This is a genomic window from Paenibacillus sp. Y5S-9, assembly GCF_036894235.1.
Lineage (GTDB): Bacteria > Bacillota > Bacilli > Paenibacillales > Paenibacillaceae > Paenibacillus.
Window position 1 is genome coordinate 2,901,922 of sequence record NZ_CP145887.1, and the last position, 21,017, is coordinate 2,922,938.

The window sequence follows — 21,017 nt, forward strand, 5'->3', positions numbered from 1 at the left end:
TTGGAGATATCCTTTTTGGCTAGAAATCGTGTGATTCTATTCAAAACAGGCAAACATGTTCAATTCATGGCTGACTTAGATGTTCTATAATGGATGGGATTAATTCCATATAACAGTCTTTTATCTACGTTAACCTATGAAAAACAGGAGGGACACAGGCCCATGTCTGATATTGAAGCCTATCTACAACAACAAACGAATCTCCGTGGTCGTTCCGCGTATCACGCAGATCAACCCCTGGAGTTATGGCGCAGTCAGTTACGTACACGTGTCAAAGAACGGTTGGGCGGTTTTCCCACGATGGCGGCCGCAATGAATCCTGTCTTACTGGAGCGCATTAGATGTGACGGATATATTCGGGAGCGGATTGAAATCACGACCTATGCAGGACTTCGTATGCCTGTATATTTATTAATTCCAGGTGATGGAAGCATTATCGAAAACAAGAGACCTGCTATCATTGCTTGTCATGGGCATGGCTACGGTAGCCGAGAGATATCGGGCATGGAACCGGATGGGTCGCCACGGACAGGAGAGCCCGGATTACACAAGGACTTTGCAGTAGCTCTTGTGAAGCGTGGTTATGTGGTTGCGGCTCCAGAGCTGCTCGGATTTGGTGATCGAAGACTAGAAGAGGACCGCGATGCGCCACCAGGGGTAAGTTCCTGTACAAAGATTGCTGCGCATCTGCTCATGGTGGGGAAGACCCTCGCCGGTCATAGGGTGTATGAAACAACACGAGTACTGGATTATATATCGACACGACCTGAAGTGGATTCCGAGCGAATTGGAAGCATGGGTATCTCGGGCGGTGGGCTGGTGACCGCATTTACAGCGGCGTTGGATGAACGGTTCCGTGCAGCTGTAGTAAGTGGTTATGCAAATACATTCCAGGGCAGCATATTGGATCGGAACCATTGTCTGGACAACTATGTGCCAGGTATCCTGCGTGAAGCGGAGTTGCCGGATCTCATCGGCCTGATTGTGCCTAGGCCACTTTTTATTGAAGCTGGAAGTGATGATCAGGTGTTCCCCATCCATGCAGCGAGAGAGGCGTATGCCCGTTTGACACACATATATGAGCAGGCGGGAGCATCAGAATCACTGGATGCGGATTTCTTTACAGGTGGACATGAGATTAGCGGAGCGAAGGCTTATGACTGGCTTGATCAAGTTCTGTGAAGCTGAGGCTTAAAAAAACTGAAAAAGCGAAGCTACAAGCTTTCTGCAAGAAAGCTACTTCGGAAGCATACGCTATCACCGGATTTTCCCTTGAGAAAAGGGAATCGAAAAATCTGGGGATAACAGCGATTGGAAGGTTATTCTGTCTTCGTAGTATATTCGAGAGGAGAATTCAGTGATGAAATGGTCAACATCGGTAAAGTTTTTGCTATGTCTTGTTCTGTTTGCAAGTACAATGGGCATCGGTCTAGGAAGCAGTGGAGGGCAAGTCGCCGAAGCGGCAACGGACAATTACAGATTTGATTTTGGTTCGGGTGTTGTTGAGAGCGGTTACACAGGTGTGTCCGCAGGAGATGCCTATACATCTACGAAAGGTTATGGCTTCAACACACCTGCACAGATGAGGAATGTGTCTGCCTCAGGAAGCGGAGTGATGAGCGACGCTGTCCAGTTTCTGACTTACGGGACTAAGAGCACCAATACCTTCAATGTGAATCTGTCCAATGGACTATATGAAGTTAAAGTGGTCCTGGGCAATACAGCCAGAGCGAGTGTAGCGGCAGAAGGTGTATACCAGATCATCAATATGACAGGCAATGGGGCAACGGACCAATTTCAAATTCCGGTGACTGACGGGCAATTAAACCTGCTGGTTACGGAAGGAAAGACAGGCACCGCCTTCACACTTAGTGCACTCGAAATCCGGAAGTTATCCAATCAGACCGTTACCAACCGCACAATCTACATTGGTGGGGATTCAACAGTCTGTAATTACTATCCACTGGGTAGCAGTGTACAAGGAGGTTGGGGACAGTTGTTTCCGTCCTATGTGAACAATTCCACCTTCCAGGTTCGCAATATGGCGGCAAGTGGTCAGTTTGCGAGAGGATTCCGCGATGATGGTCAGATGGAAGCGATTCTCAAGTATATCAAGCCGGGAGATTATTTTATTTTGCAATTCGGAATTAACGACACCAATGCCAAGAACAATACAACAGAGGCGCAGTTCAAGGAGATTATGCGGGATATGGTGCGTCAGGCAAAGAACAAAGGAGCAACGGTCATTCTCTCTACGCCTCAAGGCCGGGCAACGGACTTTAATTCAGCCAATGTGCATCAAGCGGAGAACCGCTGGTACAATCAATCCACCCGTGCACTAGCTCAGGAAGAGGGAGTCACCCTGGTTGAACTGAATAAGCTCAGTTCTGCCTATTTCACGTCCATTGGTCCAGCGGCAACACTTGGTCTATATATGACGGGGGATAGTCTGCATCCGAATCGTCAAGGGGCTGCTGAGCTTGCACGTATTGTGGCTGCGGATCTGAGAAGACAGGGACTGAATGGTTTCTGACTATACTACTTAATCTGTCTGTATAATCAGTGTTTGATATGATCCGTGTATGAAAATAAAAAATACCCCCAGGACGTACCGCAAAATGAGCGGTTGATCCCTTGGGGGTATTCGTTATGCCTAGGCTGGGGATTACTCCATCATATCCTTGGCTTCATGGTTCACTTTTTTTCCTTTTAACAAGGGTTCCAATTCATCTTGCACGCTCTGCTCCCACAGTGGTACATCTGTGCGATAGGCGGCCCGTCCGTTCAGATGTCCGGCCACCGGAGCCGTGATGAATACAAACAGGATACCAAGCAACAAGCGGGCACTGATATAGTTATCGAAGTACCAGAAGTAGAAAAATGTAGCGCTTAATACACAGAATACTCCAAGTGTCATACTTTTGGTTGCGGCATGGGCTCTCAGATATACATCAGGCAGACGAATAAGACCGAATGCACTGAGTGCACTGAGTAGTGCACCGAGCAGTACGAGTAGACCTATAGCGGTTTCAGTGGTTACTTTAACGATCTCCATCATTTTTGAATACCGCCCCCCGTTCGATATAACGTGCAAATGCCACTGTACTTAGAAAGGCCAGAATACCAATCAGCAAGATGATATCCAGATAGGCTTGGGTTTGCAGCATCATCGACAGAACGGCAACGATGGCAATTACATTGATACCGATGGTATCCAGTGCCGTGATCCGATCAGCCATGGATGGTCCCCGCAGCACCCTGTACAAGCAACCCAGAATGGCTAAGGAGAGAATGAGCAATGAGATGAACAACAGTGAGGATAACATTAACGCGTCACCTCCATAATTGCTTTTTCGAATGTATTTTGGATATCATCTCTCATTTTCTGTTCATCCTTGATATCCAGTGCGTGAATAAACAGTTTGCGTTGATTACCCGAGATCTCAAGCGGAAGAGAACCTGGTGTCAATGAGATGAGTAAGCAGAGCAGAGTAACCTCCCAATCCGAGGACAATTGAGTTTTATACGTAAAAATACCGGGCCTTATATCGAGCTTGGGCTTGATAATCTGGCGTATAACCTCAATGCTGGCTCGCACCAGTTCCTTGAACAGCAGTGTAATCAGTTTGAAGATGGCCCAGACCCGCACAATATAGAAGCGCTGGGGGAAGAATCTGCGCATTCCCCCGATGAGAAGCAGTCCAAGCAGGTAACCTATGAGAAAACCAACACCATTCCAGGCATTGTTCAGAAACATCCATACAAAAGCAATGATAAGATTCAGTACAATCTGAAAGGCCATAGACATCTACTCCTTCAATACGGCATCAATATAAATATTGGGATGCAGTAGAATATCGCCGGCGCGGGAGGTCAATTGGAACATGCCTTCAGCCCCCACACCCATTACAATGATGAATACAAACAGAATTCCGGCAGGAATCAGCAGGCCGTTCACCGCGTAAGGGCGCCTTGTAACCCCGGCAGGCGGTTCGCCCCAGAACGCTTGTATGAAGATGCGTAGTACCGAATATAACATCAACAAGCTCGAAAGCACCGCAATGCCGGTAAGACCATACAAGCCTGCCTGCAAGCCTCCTTCAAAGAGAAGCAACTTCCCTGGAAAACCACTGAATGGCGGCAAACCTGCCAAAGCAAGTGCGCTAATGAAGAACATCCAGCCGAGCAGCGGATAGCGATGGATTAGCCCACCCATGTTATCGAGTTTTGATGTTCCGGCAACAGCGATCAAGGCACCGCCGAGCAGGAAGAGCAATGTTTTGATCAACATATCATGCAGCATATAGAAGAGCAGCCCCTCCAGTGCAGGACGACTGGCCGAAGCCATACCAAAAGCGACAAAACCTACACCTGCGACCACGTTGTAAATGAGAATTTTGTTCACATCGCGGTATGAGATCGCACCAATGACACCAAGGACCATCGTTGCACCAGCCATCCATCCGATCAGTGTATGGAAGAAATCAGGATCATGATAGAAGATCAGTGTGAATGTTCGCACAATTGCGTACAAGCCAACTTTGGTAAGCAATCCTGCGAACAATGCAGTGACGACAGCAGGTGGTGCCGCATAAGAGCCCGACAGCCAGAAGAACAGGAACAGTCCGGCCTTGATGCTAAATACGATTAGGAAGAGTACGGCAATTAAGGTAATGACCCCGCTCTGTCCCACTTCAGCAATTTTTACGGACAAGTCTGCCATGTTCAATGTGCCAGTAATAGAGTAGAGGAAGCCGATGGAAGCGACAAACAGTGCTGAAGAAACGATGTTAATCAAGACATATTTGATCGTTTCACGTAATTGTCTTTCCGTACCTCCCAATACGATCAGTGCATAGGAAGAGATGAGCATCAGTTCAAAGCTGACAAACAAATTGAACAAATCTCCGGTTAGAAATGATCCATTAACTCCCGCAATCAGGAAATGAAAGAACGGATAGAAGTGGTGCTCTTCCCGCTCCTTGTTCACACTGCGGAAAGCATACAGTAGACACGCCAGTGCAATGATGGAAGCGGCTACGACAAGTAGCGCCGACACCATATCCGCAACAAGCACAATACCATAGGGAGGTGCCCACCCACCCATATTAAGCGTTAGAACTCCAGTCTGTGCTACCCGCGTAATAAGTATCGTTGACACCGCTGCTGTAAACAAAAGTCCAATGACACTAATGATCCGCTGGATATTTGTTTTTCGGAAAAATAGCAGAGCCAGAACACCTGTAATCAAAGGCAACAGAATCGGCAGAACGACGAGATTATTCATATGGGCGCCCCCTTACTTCTTCCATATCGTCTGTTTTTAACTTCAGATAAGAACGATAGGAGAGAACAAAGAAGAACGCAGTGAGGCCAAAATTAATAACAATTGAAGTTAGTATCAAAGCCTGAGGAAGTGGATCGACATAACGTTCAGCCATCTCCCCAAGCAGTGGTGGTGCCCCAGTTTTGAGACGTGACATGGTGATCAAGAGCAGATGCACGCCATGGGTTAGTATGGACATGCCAAGTACGATGCGGAGCAGGCTCCGCGACAAGATTAAAAAGACGGCAACCGCAAACAGAATGCCAACGGCTACACACATCAATATTTCCATATCAGCGATCCTCCCCGATCTGTAGAATGATGGTCATGGTGACACCCAGGACAGCGAGATACACGCCAAGATCAAACAGCATGGCCGTGGCGAGTTCTGTCTCTCCCAGCAAAGGAAGTTCGAAATAGCCGAAGGTTTGACTTAGGAACGGGACTCCGAATATAAATGAACCCGCACCCGTAAGTAACGCTATACCCAATCCGATCCCTGTGAGAACACGGAAGTCAACGGGTAACGCTTTGCGTATTGTATCAGTAGTGAATGCCAGGGCAATCAATACGAGCGCTGCCGCTGTTACCAAGCCGCCGATGAAACCTCCGCCCGGATTGTGGTGACCTGCAAAGAAGAGATGCATGGCAAACGTCAGAATGATGAACACAACGACCTTGGTGGTCGTTTGCAGCAATACATCATTACTCTGCAAGGGGACAGTATCCCACGAGGATGAGCTGCGTTCCCGGTTACCATATTTTTTCGTATTGTCTGTTTCATCATCCAGATCGGGCTCGGAATCCTGACTTTCGTCCTTCTTACGGAACTTCAAGCGGGCTCCGAGATCCTTCGCTTCGAGGTTCAGATTAATCATGGAGTAGATGGACAATGAAGCAACCCCAAGCACCATAATCTCCAATAACGTATCGAAGCCTCGGAAATCCACCAATAACACGTTCACGACATTTTTACCACCGGCCGAATCATAGGCTTCCTGAAGGAAGAAAGTAGAAATGCTGTCGAGTGATGCTGTTCCGCTTGCAGCCAGTGCCACAAAAGTCATCACGATTCCGACTGCAATCGCTACAATCATATTCACCGTGAGATAACTGCGGCTTGATTTGCCACGTTGAAGCTCAGGCAGATGGTAGAAGCAGAGCAGGAACAACGCAACGGATACCGTCTCAACAATCATCTGTGTCAACGCCAGATCCGGCGCCCGGAAGAGTACAAACAGCAGGGTTACGAGGTAACCAACCGCTCCGGTCATAATGACTGCCGACAATCTGTTCTTGGCAAAAGGAATCGAAACTGCAGCGCCGATGAGCGTGACTAGCAGTACCACCTCATAGAATGAGTAAGGTGCATTGCCCTGCAGATTCCAGGTTATATTTTCTCCTGAACGGAAGAAGGCATAGACCAGCAACGCGACCGTGAATGAGAAAATGTAAACGAGATAATTACGAACCGAGCCATTCATATAGGCTTCCGTCCATTTGCGTGCATAATGCTGAAGATTATCCAGCACGACATGGTACATATTGTTAATTGTTAATCCTTGTGGATAATGCTCATAAATATTCCTCCATCGTGGCAACAGCTTGTAGAGAGTGATTCCGAGAATCACAACTCCGATCGTCATAATCAGTTCCGGAGTCCATCCATGCCACAGAGAGAAATGTACATCGAAGCGCTCATTCCCATTCAAGAGGGATGGAAGCACAGCGGCCATGGCCGGTTCAATCAGTGATCCGGCCAGCAGATTCGGGAAGAGTCCGAATACGATGACAAGAACACCTAGAACAACAGGCGGAATGAGCATGCCAGCGGGCGCTTCGTGTAGCTTCTCGGCAGGGATTTCGCTTTGGCTACGACCGAGGAATGTTTTGAACACGATAATAAGCGCATAGATCAGGGTAAACACACTTGCAAGCCAAGCGAATACCGGCAATAGAACACTCCAGGACCCAAGTCCAAAGATTCGCAGATGCGTGACTTCTACCATCGCCTGGAAGAATAACTCCTTGCTCAGGAATCCGTTGAACGGCGGAATACCCGCCATGGCAAGTGAACCAATCAATGCCACGGTGAATGTAATTGGCATGAATGAAGCAAGTCCACCGAGCTTGCGAATGTCACGTGTACCCGTTTCATGATCGACAATGCCTACGACCATGAACAGAGCGGCCTTGAAGGTCGCATGATTAAACAGGTGAAGCAGCGCAGCGGTTATTGCCACGGTATACATCGCAGAGGATTCGCCATATCCGAAGTAGAGAGCAGCAGATCCAACCCCTAACAGGGACATGATCAGACCAAGTTGAGAGATGGTCGAATAGGCGAGAATCGCTTTGAGATCGTTTTTTTTCACCGCCAGGAATGATCCATAACACAAAGTTAGAAGACCAACGCCAGTAACCAGCCAGAACCAGAGTCCCTCTCCACCGAAGATTGGTGTGAATCGGGCCACAACGTACAGTCCGGCCTTGACCATGGTGGCTGAGTGAAGATAGGCACTAACAGGTGTGGGAGCTTCCATGGCATCCGGCAACCAGATGTGGAACGGGAATTGAGCTGACTTGGTGAAAGCTCCAATCAGGATCAAGATAAGTGCGGGTAGAAATAGTGCGCTTTCCTGAAACTGACCCAATCCTGCAATGGTTGCACGAATACTGAATGTTCCGGTAATGAGATACATCATCATGAATCCGGTAAGCATGGCGAAACCGCCAAATACCGTAATCAGGAATGATTTTTGTGCACCTGAAGTCGAGGCTTTACGTTTGTAATGAAATGCAATCAACAGGAATGACGTAATACTGGTCAATTCCCAGAATCCGTAGAGCACGATCATATTATCAGACAGCACTACGCCCAACATGGCTCCCATGAACATCAACAGATACAGGTAGAAACGGTTCAGCGCTTCTTTCATATCCATGTAGAAGATGGAGTAGAGAACAACGAGGACACCGATTCCGGTGATTAGCAGTGTCAGCATGAGGCTCAGACCGTCCAGATACAGGTTAAATCCAATGTCCAGTGAAGGAATCCATGGGATATTTCCAGATACGGTATTGCGCTGTGACACAGCGGGTATGAGACTCGCAAAGTATACAAATAATAGTGCCGGAACAAGGAGAACCGGCCATCCCAAATGTAATTTACGGAAGAAACGATGCAGCATGGCAAGAAGAATGCCAGCGGCAAAAGGCAGAATAACAGCAACATGAAGCAGGCTCAACATTACACCCCCAATGTTTAGTATTTCGATTATTCTCTCTGTGACATACAGGCGCATGATCCTTTGAAGGATATGCTTGCTCTCTATATTCATAACCCAAGTATGTATATACAGAATCGTGTCTATTCTTTGAATGGAAGAAACACGGTGAAAATTTCAGTATAATATTGTATGGGTATGTATAATAAATAAACACACAAGTTCCGATAAATATGAAAACGATTAGGTGACATTCCGTGTACTCTTTACAGCATAGTTATGTTGAAAAGCAAGATGGTTTCACCGTGTAATGGAGGAAGTAATGTCATTCAAAATTAGAACTGTGCTTACAGTCATCTTCGCTGTGTTATCCCTGCTGGTTACTCTGACGATTGGGTCTATTTTTAGCCAAAAGTCATTTGTTGCTGTAGAGACTGAGATTGGTCACTCGCTTACAGGCACGGCCTCACAGGCTTCGGACAAGCTGGATCGATTCATGTCCGCTCGCGCGGGTGAACTGGACCTGCTGGGCCGGATGGTTTCGTTGGAAGATGGATTCCAACCTGATGAGATTCAGATGCTGCTGGATCAGTTACAAGATAGCTTTCCCTCTTTTTCATGGGTTGGATTCATGAACCCAGAAGGAAAAGTGTTAGCTGCCACGGATGGTATCTTGCTTGGGGAAAATTTATCGGAGCGACCTGTGTATCAGGAGGGAATCAAGGGTAAATTCATTGGAGATGTGCATAATGCAGTACTTCTTGCCAAGCTGCTTCCGAATCCAACGGGAGAGCCGTTGCAATTTGTCGATATCAGTTTTCCGCTGAAGGATAGCAAAGGACATATTCAAGGTGTGCTCGCTGCACATTTAAGCTGGGAATGGGCGAAGGAAGTGGAGGAATCCGTTCTTGCCCCATTGAAAAGGGAAGAAAAAGACATTGAGTTCTTTATCGTGAGCAAAAAGGAACATACAGTGCTGCTGGGGCCGAAGGAATGGGTTGGTAAACCGTTGGTATTGCCCGGCATCGAAGAGGCCCAGCGCAACAAAAGCAGTTGGTCCATTGAAAAGTGGCCTGACGGTAATTAATATGTGACAGGGTTTGCCTACAGCCAGGGTCATCTGGATTACCCCGGATTAGGCTGGACCGTAGTCATTCGTCAAGTCAAGTCTTCTGCTTTTGCTTCTGTGTTTGACCTGATGTGGTTTAATGTGTGGTCTGGACTCGCCGTTACCGTGCTGTTTGCACTGATTGGCTGGTTTGTCTCACGTCTGATCTCTTCCCCACTAGTGCGTCTTACCAGAGTAGCCAATCGACTGCGTGCAGGGGAAGAGCTTGAGATTCCTGCGAATAAGGGGATAAAGGAGATTGAAGTGTTGTCCCGTTCGCTTCGGGATATGCTGACCTCTCTTATGAATAAAAACTCAGAGCTCGTCGTGATGCAGAATCTGGCGCATTTTGATCAGTTGACTAGTCTGCCGAATCGCACTGCTCTTGAAGTGTATTTGGAGGAGTCTCTGGAGACCGAAAGTGAAAATCACACGCTGACTTTTCTCTATCTGGATCTCGATGGATTCAAACGGGTCAACGATACACTTGGACATCAGACTGGAGATGTGCTGCTACAGAAAGTGGCCCAGCGACTGTCGGCTCTTGGTCAGGAGAAGGGTATAACAGTCCGATTGGGCGGAGATGAATTCCTGATTGTACTTCAGTCTGTTGGAAGTCATCCGAGGGAAGAAGCCATGGCTTATGCAGAAGCCATCATTCAAAGTCTGAACAAGCCGTTTATTATCGAATACGAGCGAATTCGAATTGGATGTAGCATTGGAGGTGCTGAATATCCAACCAACAGCGACAACCCAAGTGAGATTATTCGGATGGCGGACGAAGCTTTGTATGAGTCCAAACGTGCAGGCAAGAACAGAATGACATTTTATTCCGAGTTGAAACAGGATCGTTAGCGTATAATAACAATAGCTGGGTTATCCCAATTACCTTTGTGCGAATGTGCGTATAGACAAGGAGGGGTGAAATGTCTGGAAATCATACATCTGTACCTTATGGTTATGAGCCACCTGCGGCCAGCCGTAAAGGCACACTGACTTTTTATGACTCGTTTGAACATGTGACGGATGAGCAACTCGAGCGCGCTTCTGCAACGGTGGATACCCGTTCATTCATACAGCTTGTGCTGTATCCTTTACATGAGAGCACGTTTAAACGAATGAGCAAGGATACAATACAGGCATATTACAAAAGAGAAGACCGCCTGCATGATTGGCGGCGGGAACATCCAGCTTCACGTATACGTGTGGAGGGGCTTGAGGGCAAAAGAAAGAAATATACACCTGTGGATAGCGCGTTGCGCCATATCACTGCGGAATATCCAGCCCCTCACTTTCTATATTTGACGATAGAGATGGCGAATATGTTTGCTTCATTTGATTCCTTCAAGGATTGGATCAAAGAGCTGCGTCTCATCATTGACGGATCGTCCGAATACCTGCATCCCAGGCTGGAGCAAAATCGTCATCGCTGGGAATGGGCGGAATGATGTACAGACATAGTTGCAGGTATGGATTTAGAGAGAAGATCGGCTAATTAATCATAAGCAAACCCAAAAAAAAGTTGTGTTGTACAAACCGGAATTCCGGTGTACAGCACAACTTTTTTATTTATATTTTCTCTACGAAGGAGACGGAGTCAGATCAAGTGATGTTACGGTTTTATTTTTACCTGTTCGTTTGGCGGCATACAGACAGGCATCCACTTCCTCGAACAATTTGTCTTTGCTTAGATTAGGACTGTAGCTTTTGAGACCGATACTCACCGTGATTGAAGCTCCTTCAAGTTCCAGATGGCCCATCAGGGCAATCTTCTGACGAATCTGTTCCACCAAGGCATAGGCCTGCTTGAAAGATTGCTCAAACATCAATATGGCGAACTCTTCGCCCCCGTACCGTGCTGCAATATCACTTGAGGTAATCGTTTCCTGAATGATCAGGGACACTTTCTCCAGAATGATATCTCCAACCCGATGACCATACGTATCATTAATGGATTTGAAGTCATCAATATCGATCAGGGCCAGATGCAGACTCAAGCCACTGTTGGCATACTCAAATGCTTTTTCGTAATAATCCTTGAATGAGCTTTGATTATAAAGGTTCGTTAAACCGTCAGTTTTGGACTGTTTGGTCATAATGGCATTTCGCACAATAAGGTCCTGCTTGGCAACCATACTGGCCTGAAGATCTTCCAAAACTTCAACGCCGCTGGTTACGATAACCTGTGCTACATATGTACCAAGGATTAGAAAAGCCGGAATGGATACCATGTCAAATGAAGACAGGTACAACCGGTAGGCCGGATCGAACAAAACCAGAAAGTAACCAGTCATCTGCATCAGAAAGACAGTCCAGACTCTCTTTTTACTGAAGAACAGCACCGAAGCAAAGATGGGCAACAGACAGATTGCTAATATAATCCGAATGTCATAATTGACATGAATAATCGTCCAGGCGATAACCGTGCTGGCTATAGACATGGTGTAAAAGGAATATGAACTGAAGCGCCGATCAACCCAACTTGCGAACAAAATGCATGAACTGCTGACGGCCGTAGGCCAGAACAGGACATTCATCAAGAAATCTGTAGGTGTGCGATCATACTTCAGAAACAGGAAACAGCCAATCTGAATGGCGAAATGTGCAATGATAACAACCCAGTAGGCATGGAGCATTTTTTGAATCCATTTGGAATGTTTGAACTCGTACTCTGTTGGAATATGGCTATTGTGCGTATGGAAACCTTTCATATATCACCGCTGACTGCATCATAATGGTACGACAGAATTACTCTCGTATATGATGATTATAAATCACAATGAACAAAACGCAAATGTATTTAACTGTTATGTGAGAACAAAACTCACAGAAGTTTCGAGTTGTCACAAACTTTTTATGGAGGACAAACAAAACTCAATGATACACTCATAGACTATATACATGGCTCCGTTCCATATGTAGGAAATCATTGATGAAGGGGAGGTGATCTTCATTCCTCTTGTCGTTCGTTCAACCGTTAATGCTACGGGAGCAATTACATTTACAGGAAATACGCTTGGACTGAGTCGTTCGGAAACAGCGGGGGTACCCGGAACACAGGACAGTATTGGAGGTTTTATCACAACCAACACCAGCCTCCAGTACGGCACCTATCCACTGGGAACGACAAGCCTGTATCAGAGCAACAGTTCAGCAGCCATTCTTACGCTGCCGGCTGGAAGTACCGTTCTGTATGCAGAATTGATCTGGGGCGGCAGTTACATCAATGGTACAGTCAATCTGAGTGCTGCCATCAACAATCCGGTTACGTTTATTACACCGGCAGGGACTTCCAGTGTTACCCCCGATCCACTTACCTACAATCAATTTGATCTTGGGGGCGGTGCTGCTGGCTATGTACGTTCTGCCAATGTGACGACACTTGTACAAAATGGGGGAGCAGGTACATATATCACCGGAGCAGTAGTAGGGACTATTGTTATTACAAATGATTCCACGGCAAATCATGCGGGATGGACACTTGGAGTCATTTATCAGAATCCCAATCTGCCTTTTCGCAACATGTCTTTGCGTGCAGGAGGCGTACTCGTTCAATCCACTTCACCACCTGTCGTTACCACATTGACTGGATTTGCAACGCCCCTTTCCGGTGTACTGGGAGGAAGAATACTGTTCAGTGCGCAGGAGGGCGACGCGAACCGGACCGGTGACCAGGCATTATTTGGGCCAACCTCAGCTACATCGGTTGCTTTGTCCGGGCCCAATAATCTAGCTGCGAACTTTTTTGCTTCTCAGATTAACGGAGATACCGGAGCGCTTAATACAACAGGAACGTTTGGGACACGAAATCAGATCAACGGGGCTCCAGGCACCAATATTATCGGTGGACGTCAAGGCTGGGATATTACCAATGTGGATGTTTCAGCAAGATTGATCAATAACCAGTCATCTGCGGTGTTGACATTAACCACCTCGGGGGATGCCTACATTGTCAACGCCAATGCAATTCAAGTTGATATTAATGCGCCCAAGATCACATTGGCTAAGGCAACGGTCGCCGCCGGTGCAGTTGCCGGGGATAGTATTTTATATTCGGTTACCGTTACCAATGCAGGCACTGCGAGTGCGGCCAGTGTTGTTTTATCCGATTCACTTCCTGCAGGTCTTACCTTTATTCCAGGCAGTGTCACTGTTGCAGGTGTATCCCGTCCAACACTTGATGTGACGGCAGGCATTCCGCTGGGTTCGTTAACTTTATCCAGCAGTGTCGTTGTAACCTATCGAGCACTCATCGGTCAGGATGCAAGCATCCTGCAACTGGTGAATTCGGCCAATGCAGCCTTTACCTTTCAAAGCGTAGCAGGGGGGCCGGTCATTACCGGAGTTATTCCGTCCAATAACTCCACCCTTCCTGTTTATTCGCCAAACCTGTCCATTGTGAAATCGGCGAGTACCACCAATGCCACGGTGGGTGACCTGGTAACTTATACACTCCAAGTGAACAACGGAGGGAATGTTGCTGCCAACGTTACATTGAGGGATAACATTCCAAGTGGTAGCTCATATGTAGCAGGCAGCTTTCGTCTGAATGGAAATGTGATTGCTGGCGCCAATCCGGTTACCGGCGTTAATCTGGGGAGCCTTGCGGCAGGAAGTGCCAATACCGTGACCTTTCAGGTACTTGTAACAAGCTTGCCGACACCGCCGACTCTTGTGGATCAAGCTACGGCTTCTTATTCCTTCAATTCACCTGATGGTCGGACGATCACGGGAAACATCGCCTCGAATACTTTAACAATCCCGGTAACCTTGCCAAATGTGACCACGGTAAAATCAGCATCAGTCACCGATGTTGCTGTCGGGGAGACCTTCACGTACACCGTAGTTACTACCAACAGCGGTATTCAGGTGATTAACAATGTGGTACTTACAGATGCGCTCCCTGCTGGAATAACTTTTGTTCCCGGCAGTGCAACCGTAAGGGGAACTGTCGTACCGTCTGCGAATCCGAGCAGTGGTATCTCTATTGGGACATTGGCGGCCGGAAGTTCTGCGACGGTGACGTTTCAGGTGAATGTGCAGTCCCAGCCTGCTTCGGGTTCGTTAGTCAACCGAGCGGTAGTATCGTATAGCTCAGGTGCGTTCACGGGTATTTCCAACTCCAATTCCATTACAACCCCTGTATACCAAGCTGTTGTTGGTATCAACAAGTCGGCAAGCCAAACCAATGCGACACTGGGGGATCAGATTGCATACACACTTGTGGTCACGAACAGTGGAAACATAGCGACTCAAGTGAATGTGACCGATACGATTCCAGCGGGGCTGACGTTTGTCCCGGATTCGGTAACTGTGAATGGTACTGCACGTCCTGGAACAAGCCCATTAACTGGAATAACACTGGGCAGCCTCCTGCCGGGAGTTACGGCTACGGTGGTGTTTCGCGCTACACTCACAACACTTCCGACTCCCCCGACACTGGAGAATCAAGGGACTGCAAGTTATACGTACCAGCTTCCAAGTGGACGGAATCTCTCCGGCAGCAGCTTATCCAATATCGTTCGTATATCTGCATCGGCTCCCAATATTTCTATTAGTAAAACAGTAAACACACCAGATGCGACAGTAGGAGATGTGCTTACGTATACCGTTGTTGCAACAAACGCAGGAATTAGTGCAGTACAAAATTTGGTGATTTCAGATGCACCATCCGGCTCTGAATTTGTTCCGGGTAGTGTCACGATCAATGGATCTGCTGTTACAAGCGCAAGCCCCGTTGCGGGAATCGCAGTGGGGACATTGAATAGCTCAAGCAGTGTAACTGTGACCTATCAGACCCGAGTGAATTCTGTTCCATCCACGGGTTTGGTTAGTAACCGGGCCAATGCAGCATTTACATCAGGCAGTTTTAATGGTGTTTCTTCTTCCATATCGGTAAATACCCCCATATTTCTGCCAGTAATCCAAGTGGTGAAGTCAGCAAGTACAACAAGTTTGACGGTAGGCGATACGTTTAATTACACCATCCAAATTAACAATACAGGTAATATAGCTGCAACGGTTACCTTGACAGATCCCATTCCAGCAGGAGCAGTATTCAGCACAAATAGTGTCATTATTAATGGCGTACCAACACCTGGGGTCAGCCCGGAGTCGGGTATCAGTCTAGGAGAGATTGCTGCGGGCTCAGGTGCAACGGTCACCTTTGTTGCGACGGTTACCAGTTTGCCAGATGCAAGGCAGTTAATTAATCAGGCGGTTGCTTCGTTTGCCTACACACTCCCAAGTGGGAGAACGATTGCCGGTCTCTCGTCATCAAACACCATCACTATTCCAGTGTCTCTGCCAAATGTTACGATTGTCAACAGTGACAATGTAGAGTACGGCGTAGTCGGGGATGTCATTCGATACACATCTGTTATTCGTAATAACGGCACAGTAGCCGTTAATAATGTGGTATATGTCAATCCTCTTCCTTCGAATACCCCATTTGTACCCGGAAGTGTCATTGTGAACGGGACTTCGTTCCCGCTCTCCAATCCGACCGCCGGCATTCCAATCGGTACGTTGGCTCCAGGAGCCGAGGTTACCGTAACTTTTGAGGTGACGATTACCATGCCGATTCCTTCGCAGATTAACAATCAGTCGACGGTCAGCTTCACATCCGGTTCATTTTCAGGGTCATCATCGTCCAATACGACTCAGACTCCGGTCATACAACCGCAGATTTCACTTGTCAAAACGGCAAATACCGTCAATGCAACCGTAGGTGATACGGTTGTATACACGGTAACGGTTAGCAACACAGGCAATCTGGAGGCAAATGTTACAGTGACAGATACCATTCCAGCTGCGACTACTTTAGTACCCAACAGTGTGGTTGTATCCGGTGTGCCACAGCCTGGATCGACGCCAGCAGCAGGCATTCCGGTAGGCATTGTAGCCGCGGGAGCGACGGCTGTTGTCACGTTTGCCGTTGTTGTGGATTCACTTCCATCTCCACAGCAGCTTAGCAATTTTGCTACATCATCCTTTACATTTACACCTCCAGATGGGCGGACGTTGACTGGCTCAGCCACATCGAATACACTCACGTTTCCAGTCTCATCACCAAACGTCGCTGTTGTCAAAAGCACAGCTTCCACTGCGGCTACGGTAGGCGATACAGTGACCTATTCCATTTTGGTGACCAACAGCGGAATTGCACCGGTGAACAATATTCAGTTTTCAGACCCGATTCCAGCTGGAGCCTCCTTTGTTACAGGGAGTGTCACAGTGAATGGGGTTGCGCAACCCGGAGCCAATCCGGCAGGTGGGGTACCCCTTGGTACATTGGGGCCCGGAACGTCCGCGACGGTCACATTCAGTATCCGTGTCGACGCGATCCCGCCAAGTGATCAGTTGAGCAATCGCTCTACGGTCAGTTTTACCTCAGGTACATTCTCAAGCACAACCTTTTCAAATACCGTGGTCACTCCGGTGTACCAGCCTATTCTTTCAGCACAAAAAACAGCCAGTACACAAAATGCTACCGTTGGGGATACAGTCAGTTACACGATAAGCGTGAACAATCAGGGAAACTTTGGAGCCCAGATTAACCTGACAGATAACCTTCCAGCCGGAACCAGCCTTGTTCCAAATAGCGTTATTGTGAACGGTCAACCGCTACCAGCAGGAAGTCCAGCAACGGGCATCCCCGCAGGCAATGTGGCTCCCGGAGCTACGACCACCATTACCTTTTCAGTGGTTGTTGATACGCTACCAAGTCCGCAACAACTGGTGAATCAGGCTTCCGTAGCTCTATCATATACATTGCCGGATGGGCGGAACATCACGGAGTCTGTTCTATCCAATGTGTTGACCATTATCGTATCGGCACCGGATGTCGATGTCGTCAAATCCACAACTTCAACGGCGGTATCCGTTGGTGATATCGTAACGTATAGCATCGCTGTAACCAATAACGGAATTGCAACGGTGAACAATGTGGTTTTCACGGATGCAGTGCCGACAAGTACCGTTCTTGCGCCAACCGGCGTGTTTGTCGATGGTGTTCTGCGCCCTGGTGCCAATCCTTCTACGGGAATAACGCTTGGTTCCATCGCACCTGGCGTTACGGTAACCGTTGTATTTAGTGTGCAGGTTACGGCGCTCCCGGCAAGTGCAGTGTTAAACAATCAGTCCACGGTCAGCTTTACATCAGGGGCTTTCTCAGCGACCACATTCTCCAATACGGTTACAACTCCGGTCTTTCAACCTATTCTGGCGGCAGTCAAAACGGGAGATCAGACGATAGCAACGGTAGGGGATACCGTTGTGTACAGCATCGCCATTTCCAATACCGGGAACTATGGGGCATCGGTCACGTTAACGGATACGATTCCGGCAGGAACAGAGTTTGTTCCAAATAGCGTTATTATTAACGGGGCTTCTGCACCAGGTGCAGATCCAGCTTCGGGTATTCCGCTTGGTGTCGTTTCCACAACAACTCTAGTTACCTTCTCCGTTGTGATTGTGACGTTACCTTTGAGCCAGTCCATTACCAATCAGGCTTCTGCGACATTTTCGTATACATTACCTGATGGAAGAACACTTGGAGGCACGATTACGTCCAACGCACTCAACATTCAAGTATCTGCTCCGAACGTGAGTGTAGTTAAGACGGCTTCGGTAGTTGATGCCGTGGTAGGCGACACGATTGTGTATGAAATGGTTGTGACCAATGAAGGAATTGACCCGGTAAACAACATTGTGATCACCGATCCGATCAACCCAGCCACTACATTTGTTACAGGCAGTGTTCTGTTGGACGGCGTCCCACGTGCTTTGGCCAACCCTGCGCTGGGCATAGCCCTTGGTAGTTTAGCACCTGGAGCATCGATAGCGGTATCGTATGCAGTTCGGGTCAATACACTGCCAACACCACCACAAGTGAGCAGTCAGTCTTCCGTAAGTTTCACATCGGGTGTTTTCTCGGGAGCAGCGTATTCCAATACGGTTGTAACACCAATCTATCAGCCGATTATTGCCGTAACCAAAACAGGGAGCACTTCCAATGCAACGATTGGTGATACCATCACCTATTCTTTTGCCATTAACAATAGCGGGAATCTTGATGCAAGTTTGACATTAACGGACAATATACCGAATGGAGCCGTACTACTTCCCAATAGTGTTCTGATTGATGGTGTTCCACAGCCAGGTGCCAATCCGGAGACGGGTATCGTTGTGGGTGCCATACCGTCCGGAGGTACGGTTATTGTAACGGTTACCCTCGAAGTGACTGTAGATACGTTGCCGCAGGATCAGCAACTGGTTAACCAGGCGGTGGCCAATTATACATTTAGTCCACCCGATGGCCGTGTGTTGACGGGGACAGTATCTTCCAACATTCTGGTGATTCCTGTATCTGCACCAAATGTGGCTGTTGTCAAAAGTACAAGTGCGATTGATGCCGTTGTCGGCGATGTGATTACCTATACGATTGTCGTAACCAACAGCGGTATCGTGGCAATCAACAATGTGGTCATGGTTGACCCGGTACCTGTCGGTACAGTATTTGTGCCAGGAAGTGTTACGGTGGATGGTGTGCCAAGACCAACAGGGAATCCGAATACAGGCATCACGCTTGGTTCGATTGCTGCGGGTGCTTCCGTTACGGTTACATTCAGAGTAGAGGTTGTGGTGATATGAGCCAATCTTCCGGTCCGTTGTCCCACTGGCTAAAGAATCAGTCCCTGGTTCGATTCAGCTCGGGTGCGACTGACCTGGAACAGGTATCCTATTCGAATACGGTTGTAACACCGTGGATCGGCCCCAGGCTTGAAGTCAGAAAAGTCTGCAATGTCATGGAGGCTGCCTTGGGGCAGTCTCTTATCTACCGTGTTGAAATTGTTAACACCGGAAATCTTACGGCCCTAGTGTACCTATTGGATCAGCTATCTGCAGAGACGGCACTGCTTCCCAACAGTGTATTACGTGATGGTATTCCGTTACCGGGAGCATCACCGGAGAGAGGATTGCCTCCAGCCGAAATCGAGCCCGGAGCCACGTTGCGATACCACTTCCAAGTTGTAATCTTGCGTTTACCTGAGACACTGAAGCTGTTGAATCAGGCACAGGTTAACTATGAGTTTTTGACACCGGAAGGCAGAACGGTTACAGGTATGGAACAATCCAATATCGTGGAGGTCAATCTGGTCTCATCCCGGCTGGAGATCTCCTTGCAGGCGGATCACATCTATACCTTCTCAGGGGATATTGTCATGTACACCGTCATCGTGAGCAATCCTGGTTTTATTGCGGCCACGAATGCCCGAGTAACGATTTCTTTGCCACAGGGTATTGTTTTTATACCTGCGAGTGTCATCGTAGATGAGACGTTTGCGCCACAAGTAACGCCTGATACGGGCATACAACTTGGAGAGATTTTGCCCGGAAGCTCAATTAGGATACAATATCGGGTTCAGGTTATGGGGGGAAGCGATGCAAACGGAATATCAAGTGTAGCCGTACTGGCGTATATTTCGGCAGGACAGCAGGAGACGGTCTACTCCAATCAGGTTACCCTGGAAGTGATAGAGCCCCAGGTCTCTGTGGTGAAAAGTGTGCTCCCGGTAACGGCCACATTGGGTGATGCCGTCCAATATAATATTACCGTCTCCAATGCAAGCAGTTATGCGGTGGATGGAACTCTCCTGGATGTACTACCCACAGGTGTGACATTTGTTGAAGGCAGTCTGCGCTGGAATGGGGTTAAACGTCCCGGAACCAATCTGGTTAAAGGGCTTAATCTGGGGACGCTGACAGCCCGTTCGGTTTTGAATATTCAGTTCGAAGCGAAACTTCCAGATCGAGATGAAACGATGCCTGAGGACTACAGGTATGTGAATCATGCTAGCCTGATGTATACATTTCGATTGCCGGATTCACGGTCAGTGCAGCGGATGATTACATCCAATGAAGCTGTGGTCGAATTAAAAGCGCCGATAATTCAGGCTTATGTTCAAGTGACACCCACATTGGTCGAGCAGGGAGGTACCGTCACTTTTCAGGTACGTGTGGGGAATACGGGCAATTTGCCGGCACGTGTACAACTTGGGAGCATTTTACCTGAGGGTGCCAGATGGCTTGGGCAAGCTACGGGTGAGATCCAATTGAGCATATCAGAGTATTCTACACCACGGGTTCTGCATGTGGGCGTGATTGAGCCTGGAACGGAAAAAAACATCTCGTATGTAGCGCAGTTAGCTTCTGAGAAGGCGGGGACGCTGCAAGGAGACTTGATTGCCATGTACACGTATGAATGGAATGGACAAAAACGGGCTGGAGAAACCCGATCGAATGAGTACAGCATCATTGTGGAGTATGGAGAAGAATAGGAGGTATCACGGTT

Annotated in this window: 14 protein-coding genes; 7 read left to right on the forward strand and 7 right to left on the reverse strand. The window is 47.9% G+C overall.

Translation table 11 applies throughout. The features are described 5' to 3' along the window. Positions 1-162: 162 nt before the first annotated feature. Together V6669_RS13085 and V6669_RS13090 are read left to right on the forward strand one after the other, a co-directional pair. On the forward strand, positions 163-1,182 hold the full coding sequence (locus tag V6669_RS13085) for an alpha/beta hydrolase family protein (RefSeq protein WP_338594219.1): 1,020 nt from the start codon (positions 163-165) through the stop codon (positions 1,180-1,182). A gap of 235 nt (positions 1,183-1,417) precedes the next feature. After that, positions 1,418-2,533 (forward strand): GDSL-type esterase/lipase family protein, encoded by a 1,116-nt coding sequence (locus V6669_RS13090; RefSeq protein ID WP_338594929.1) that lies wholly within the window; start codon positions 1,418-1,420, stop codon positions 2,531-2,533. 132 nt (positions 2,534-2,665) lie between these two features. On the opposite strand, the gene mnhG is transcribed toward V6669_RS13090, so the two are convergent. The 6 genes from mnhG to V6669_RS13120 are packed head-to-tail and all read right to left on the reverse strand — an operon-like array spanning position 2,666 to position 8,574. Further along, the gene (gene mnhG / locus V6669_RS13095; protein WP_074094788.1) at positions 2,666-3,058 is read right to left on the reverse strand and encodes a monovalent cation/H(+) antiporter subunit G; all 393 of its coding nucleotides are present in this window, start codon (positions 3,056-3,058) and stop codon (positions 2,666-2,668) included. Beyond that, the gene (locus V6669_RS13100; RefSeq protein WP_017688855.1) at positions 3,042-3,326 is read right to left on the reverse strand and encodes a Na(+)/H(+) antiporter subunit F1; all 285 of its coding nucleotides are present in this window, start codon (positions 3,324-3,326) and stop codon (positions 3,042-3,044) included. Before V6669_RS13100 ends, mnhG begins: the two co-directional genes overlap by 17 nt. Then, positions 3,326-3,802, reverse strand: a complete 477-nt coding sequence (locus tag V6669_RS13105; protein WP_036608718.1) for a Na+/H+ antiporter subunit E — start codon at positions 3,800-3,802, stop codon at positions 3,326-3,328. Before V6669_RS13105 ends, V6669_RS13100 begins: the two co-directional genes overlap by 1 nt. A gap of 6 nt (positions 3,803-3,808) precedes the next feature. Beyond that, positions 3,809-5,287: a Na+/H+ antiporter subunit D gene (locus tag V6669_RS13110; RefSeq protein WP_074094789.1), complete on the reverse strand. Its 1,479-nt coding sequence runs from the start codon at positions 5,285-5,287 to the stop codon at positions 3,809-3,811. Next, complete coding sequence (locus tag V6669_RS13115) at positions 5,280-5,618, reverse strand: Na(+)/H(+) antiporter subunit C (protein ID WP_036670645.1); 339 nt, start codon at positions 5,616-5,618, stop codon at positions 5,280-5,282. The genes V6669_RS13110 and V6669_RS13115 overlap by 8 nt, the downstream gene beginning before the upstream one ends. 1 nt (position 5,619) lies before the next feature. Continuing rightward, positions 5,620-8,574: a Na+/H+ antiporter subunit A gene (locus tag V6669_RS13120; RefSeq protein WP_338594930.1), complete on the reverse strand. Its 2,955-nt coding sequence runs from the start codon at positions 8,572-8,574 to the stop codon at positions 5,620-5,622. Positions 8,575-8,875: 301 nt separating this feature from the next. Here V6669_RS13120 and V6669_RS13125 point away from each other — a divergent pair, with 301 nt between their 5' ends. From V6669_RS13125 to V6669_RS13135, 3 genes are all read left to right on the forward strand, one after another. Then, complete coding sequence (locus V6669_RS13125) at positions 8,876-9,640, forward strand: hypothetical protein (protein ID WP_338594224.1); 765 nt, start codon at positions 8,876-8,878, stop codon at positions 9,638-9,640. Positions 9,641-9,643: 3 nt separating this feature from the next. Further along, positions 9,644-10,516 (forward strand): diguanylate cyclase, encoded by an 873-nt coding sequence (locus tag V6669_RS13130; RefSeq protein ID WP_338594226.1) that lies wholly within the window; start codon positions 9,644-9,646, stop codon positions 10,514-10,516. A gap of 71 nt (positions 10,517-10,587) precedes the next feature. Then, positions 10,588-11,109, forward strand: coding sequence for a hypothetical protein (locus tag V6669_RS13135; RefSeq protein WP_338594228.1), 522 nt, complete (start codon positions 10,588-10,590; stop codon positions 11,107-11,109). 132 nt (positions 11,110-11,241) lie between these two features. On the opposite strand, the gene V6669_RS13140 is transcribed toward V6669_RS13135, so the two are convergent. Further along, entirely contained in the window at positions 11,242-12,372 is a 1,131-nt protein-coding gene (locus V6669_RS13140; RefSeq protein ID WP_338594230.1) for a GGDEF domain-containing protein, read from the reverse strand. 232 nt (positions 12,373-12,604) lie between these two features. Here V6669_RS13140 and V6669_RS13145 point away from each other — a divergent pair, with 232 nt between their 5' ends. Then, positions 12,605-19,315 carry a hypothetical protein gene (locus tag V6669_RS13145; protein ID WP_338594232.1) on the forward strand — a complete coding sequence of 2,237 codons (6,711 nt, stop codon included), beginning with the start codon at positions 12,605-12,607 and terminating at the stop codon, positions 19,313-19,315. Then, on the forward strand, positions 19,312-21,003 hold the full coding sequence (locus V6669_RS13150) for a DUF11 domain-containing protein (RefSeq protein ID WP_338594233.1): 1,692 nt from the start codon (positions 19,312-19,314) through the stop codon (positions 21,001-21,003). The genes V6669_RS13145 and V6669_RS13150 overlap by 4 nt, the downstream gene beginning before the upstream one ends. Positions 21,004-21,017 lie beyond the last annotated feature (14 nt).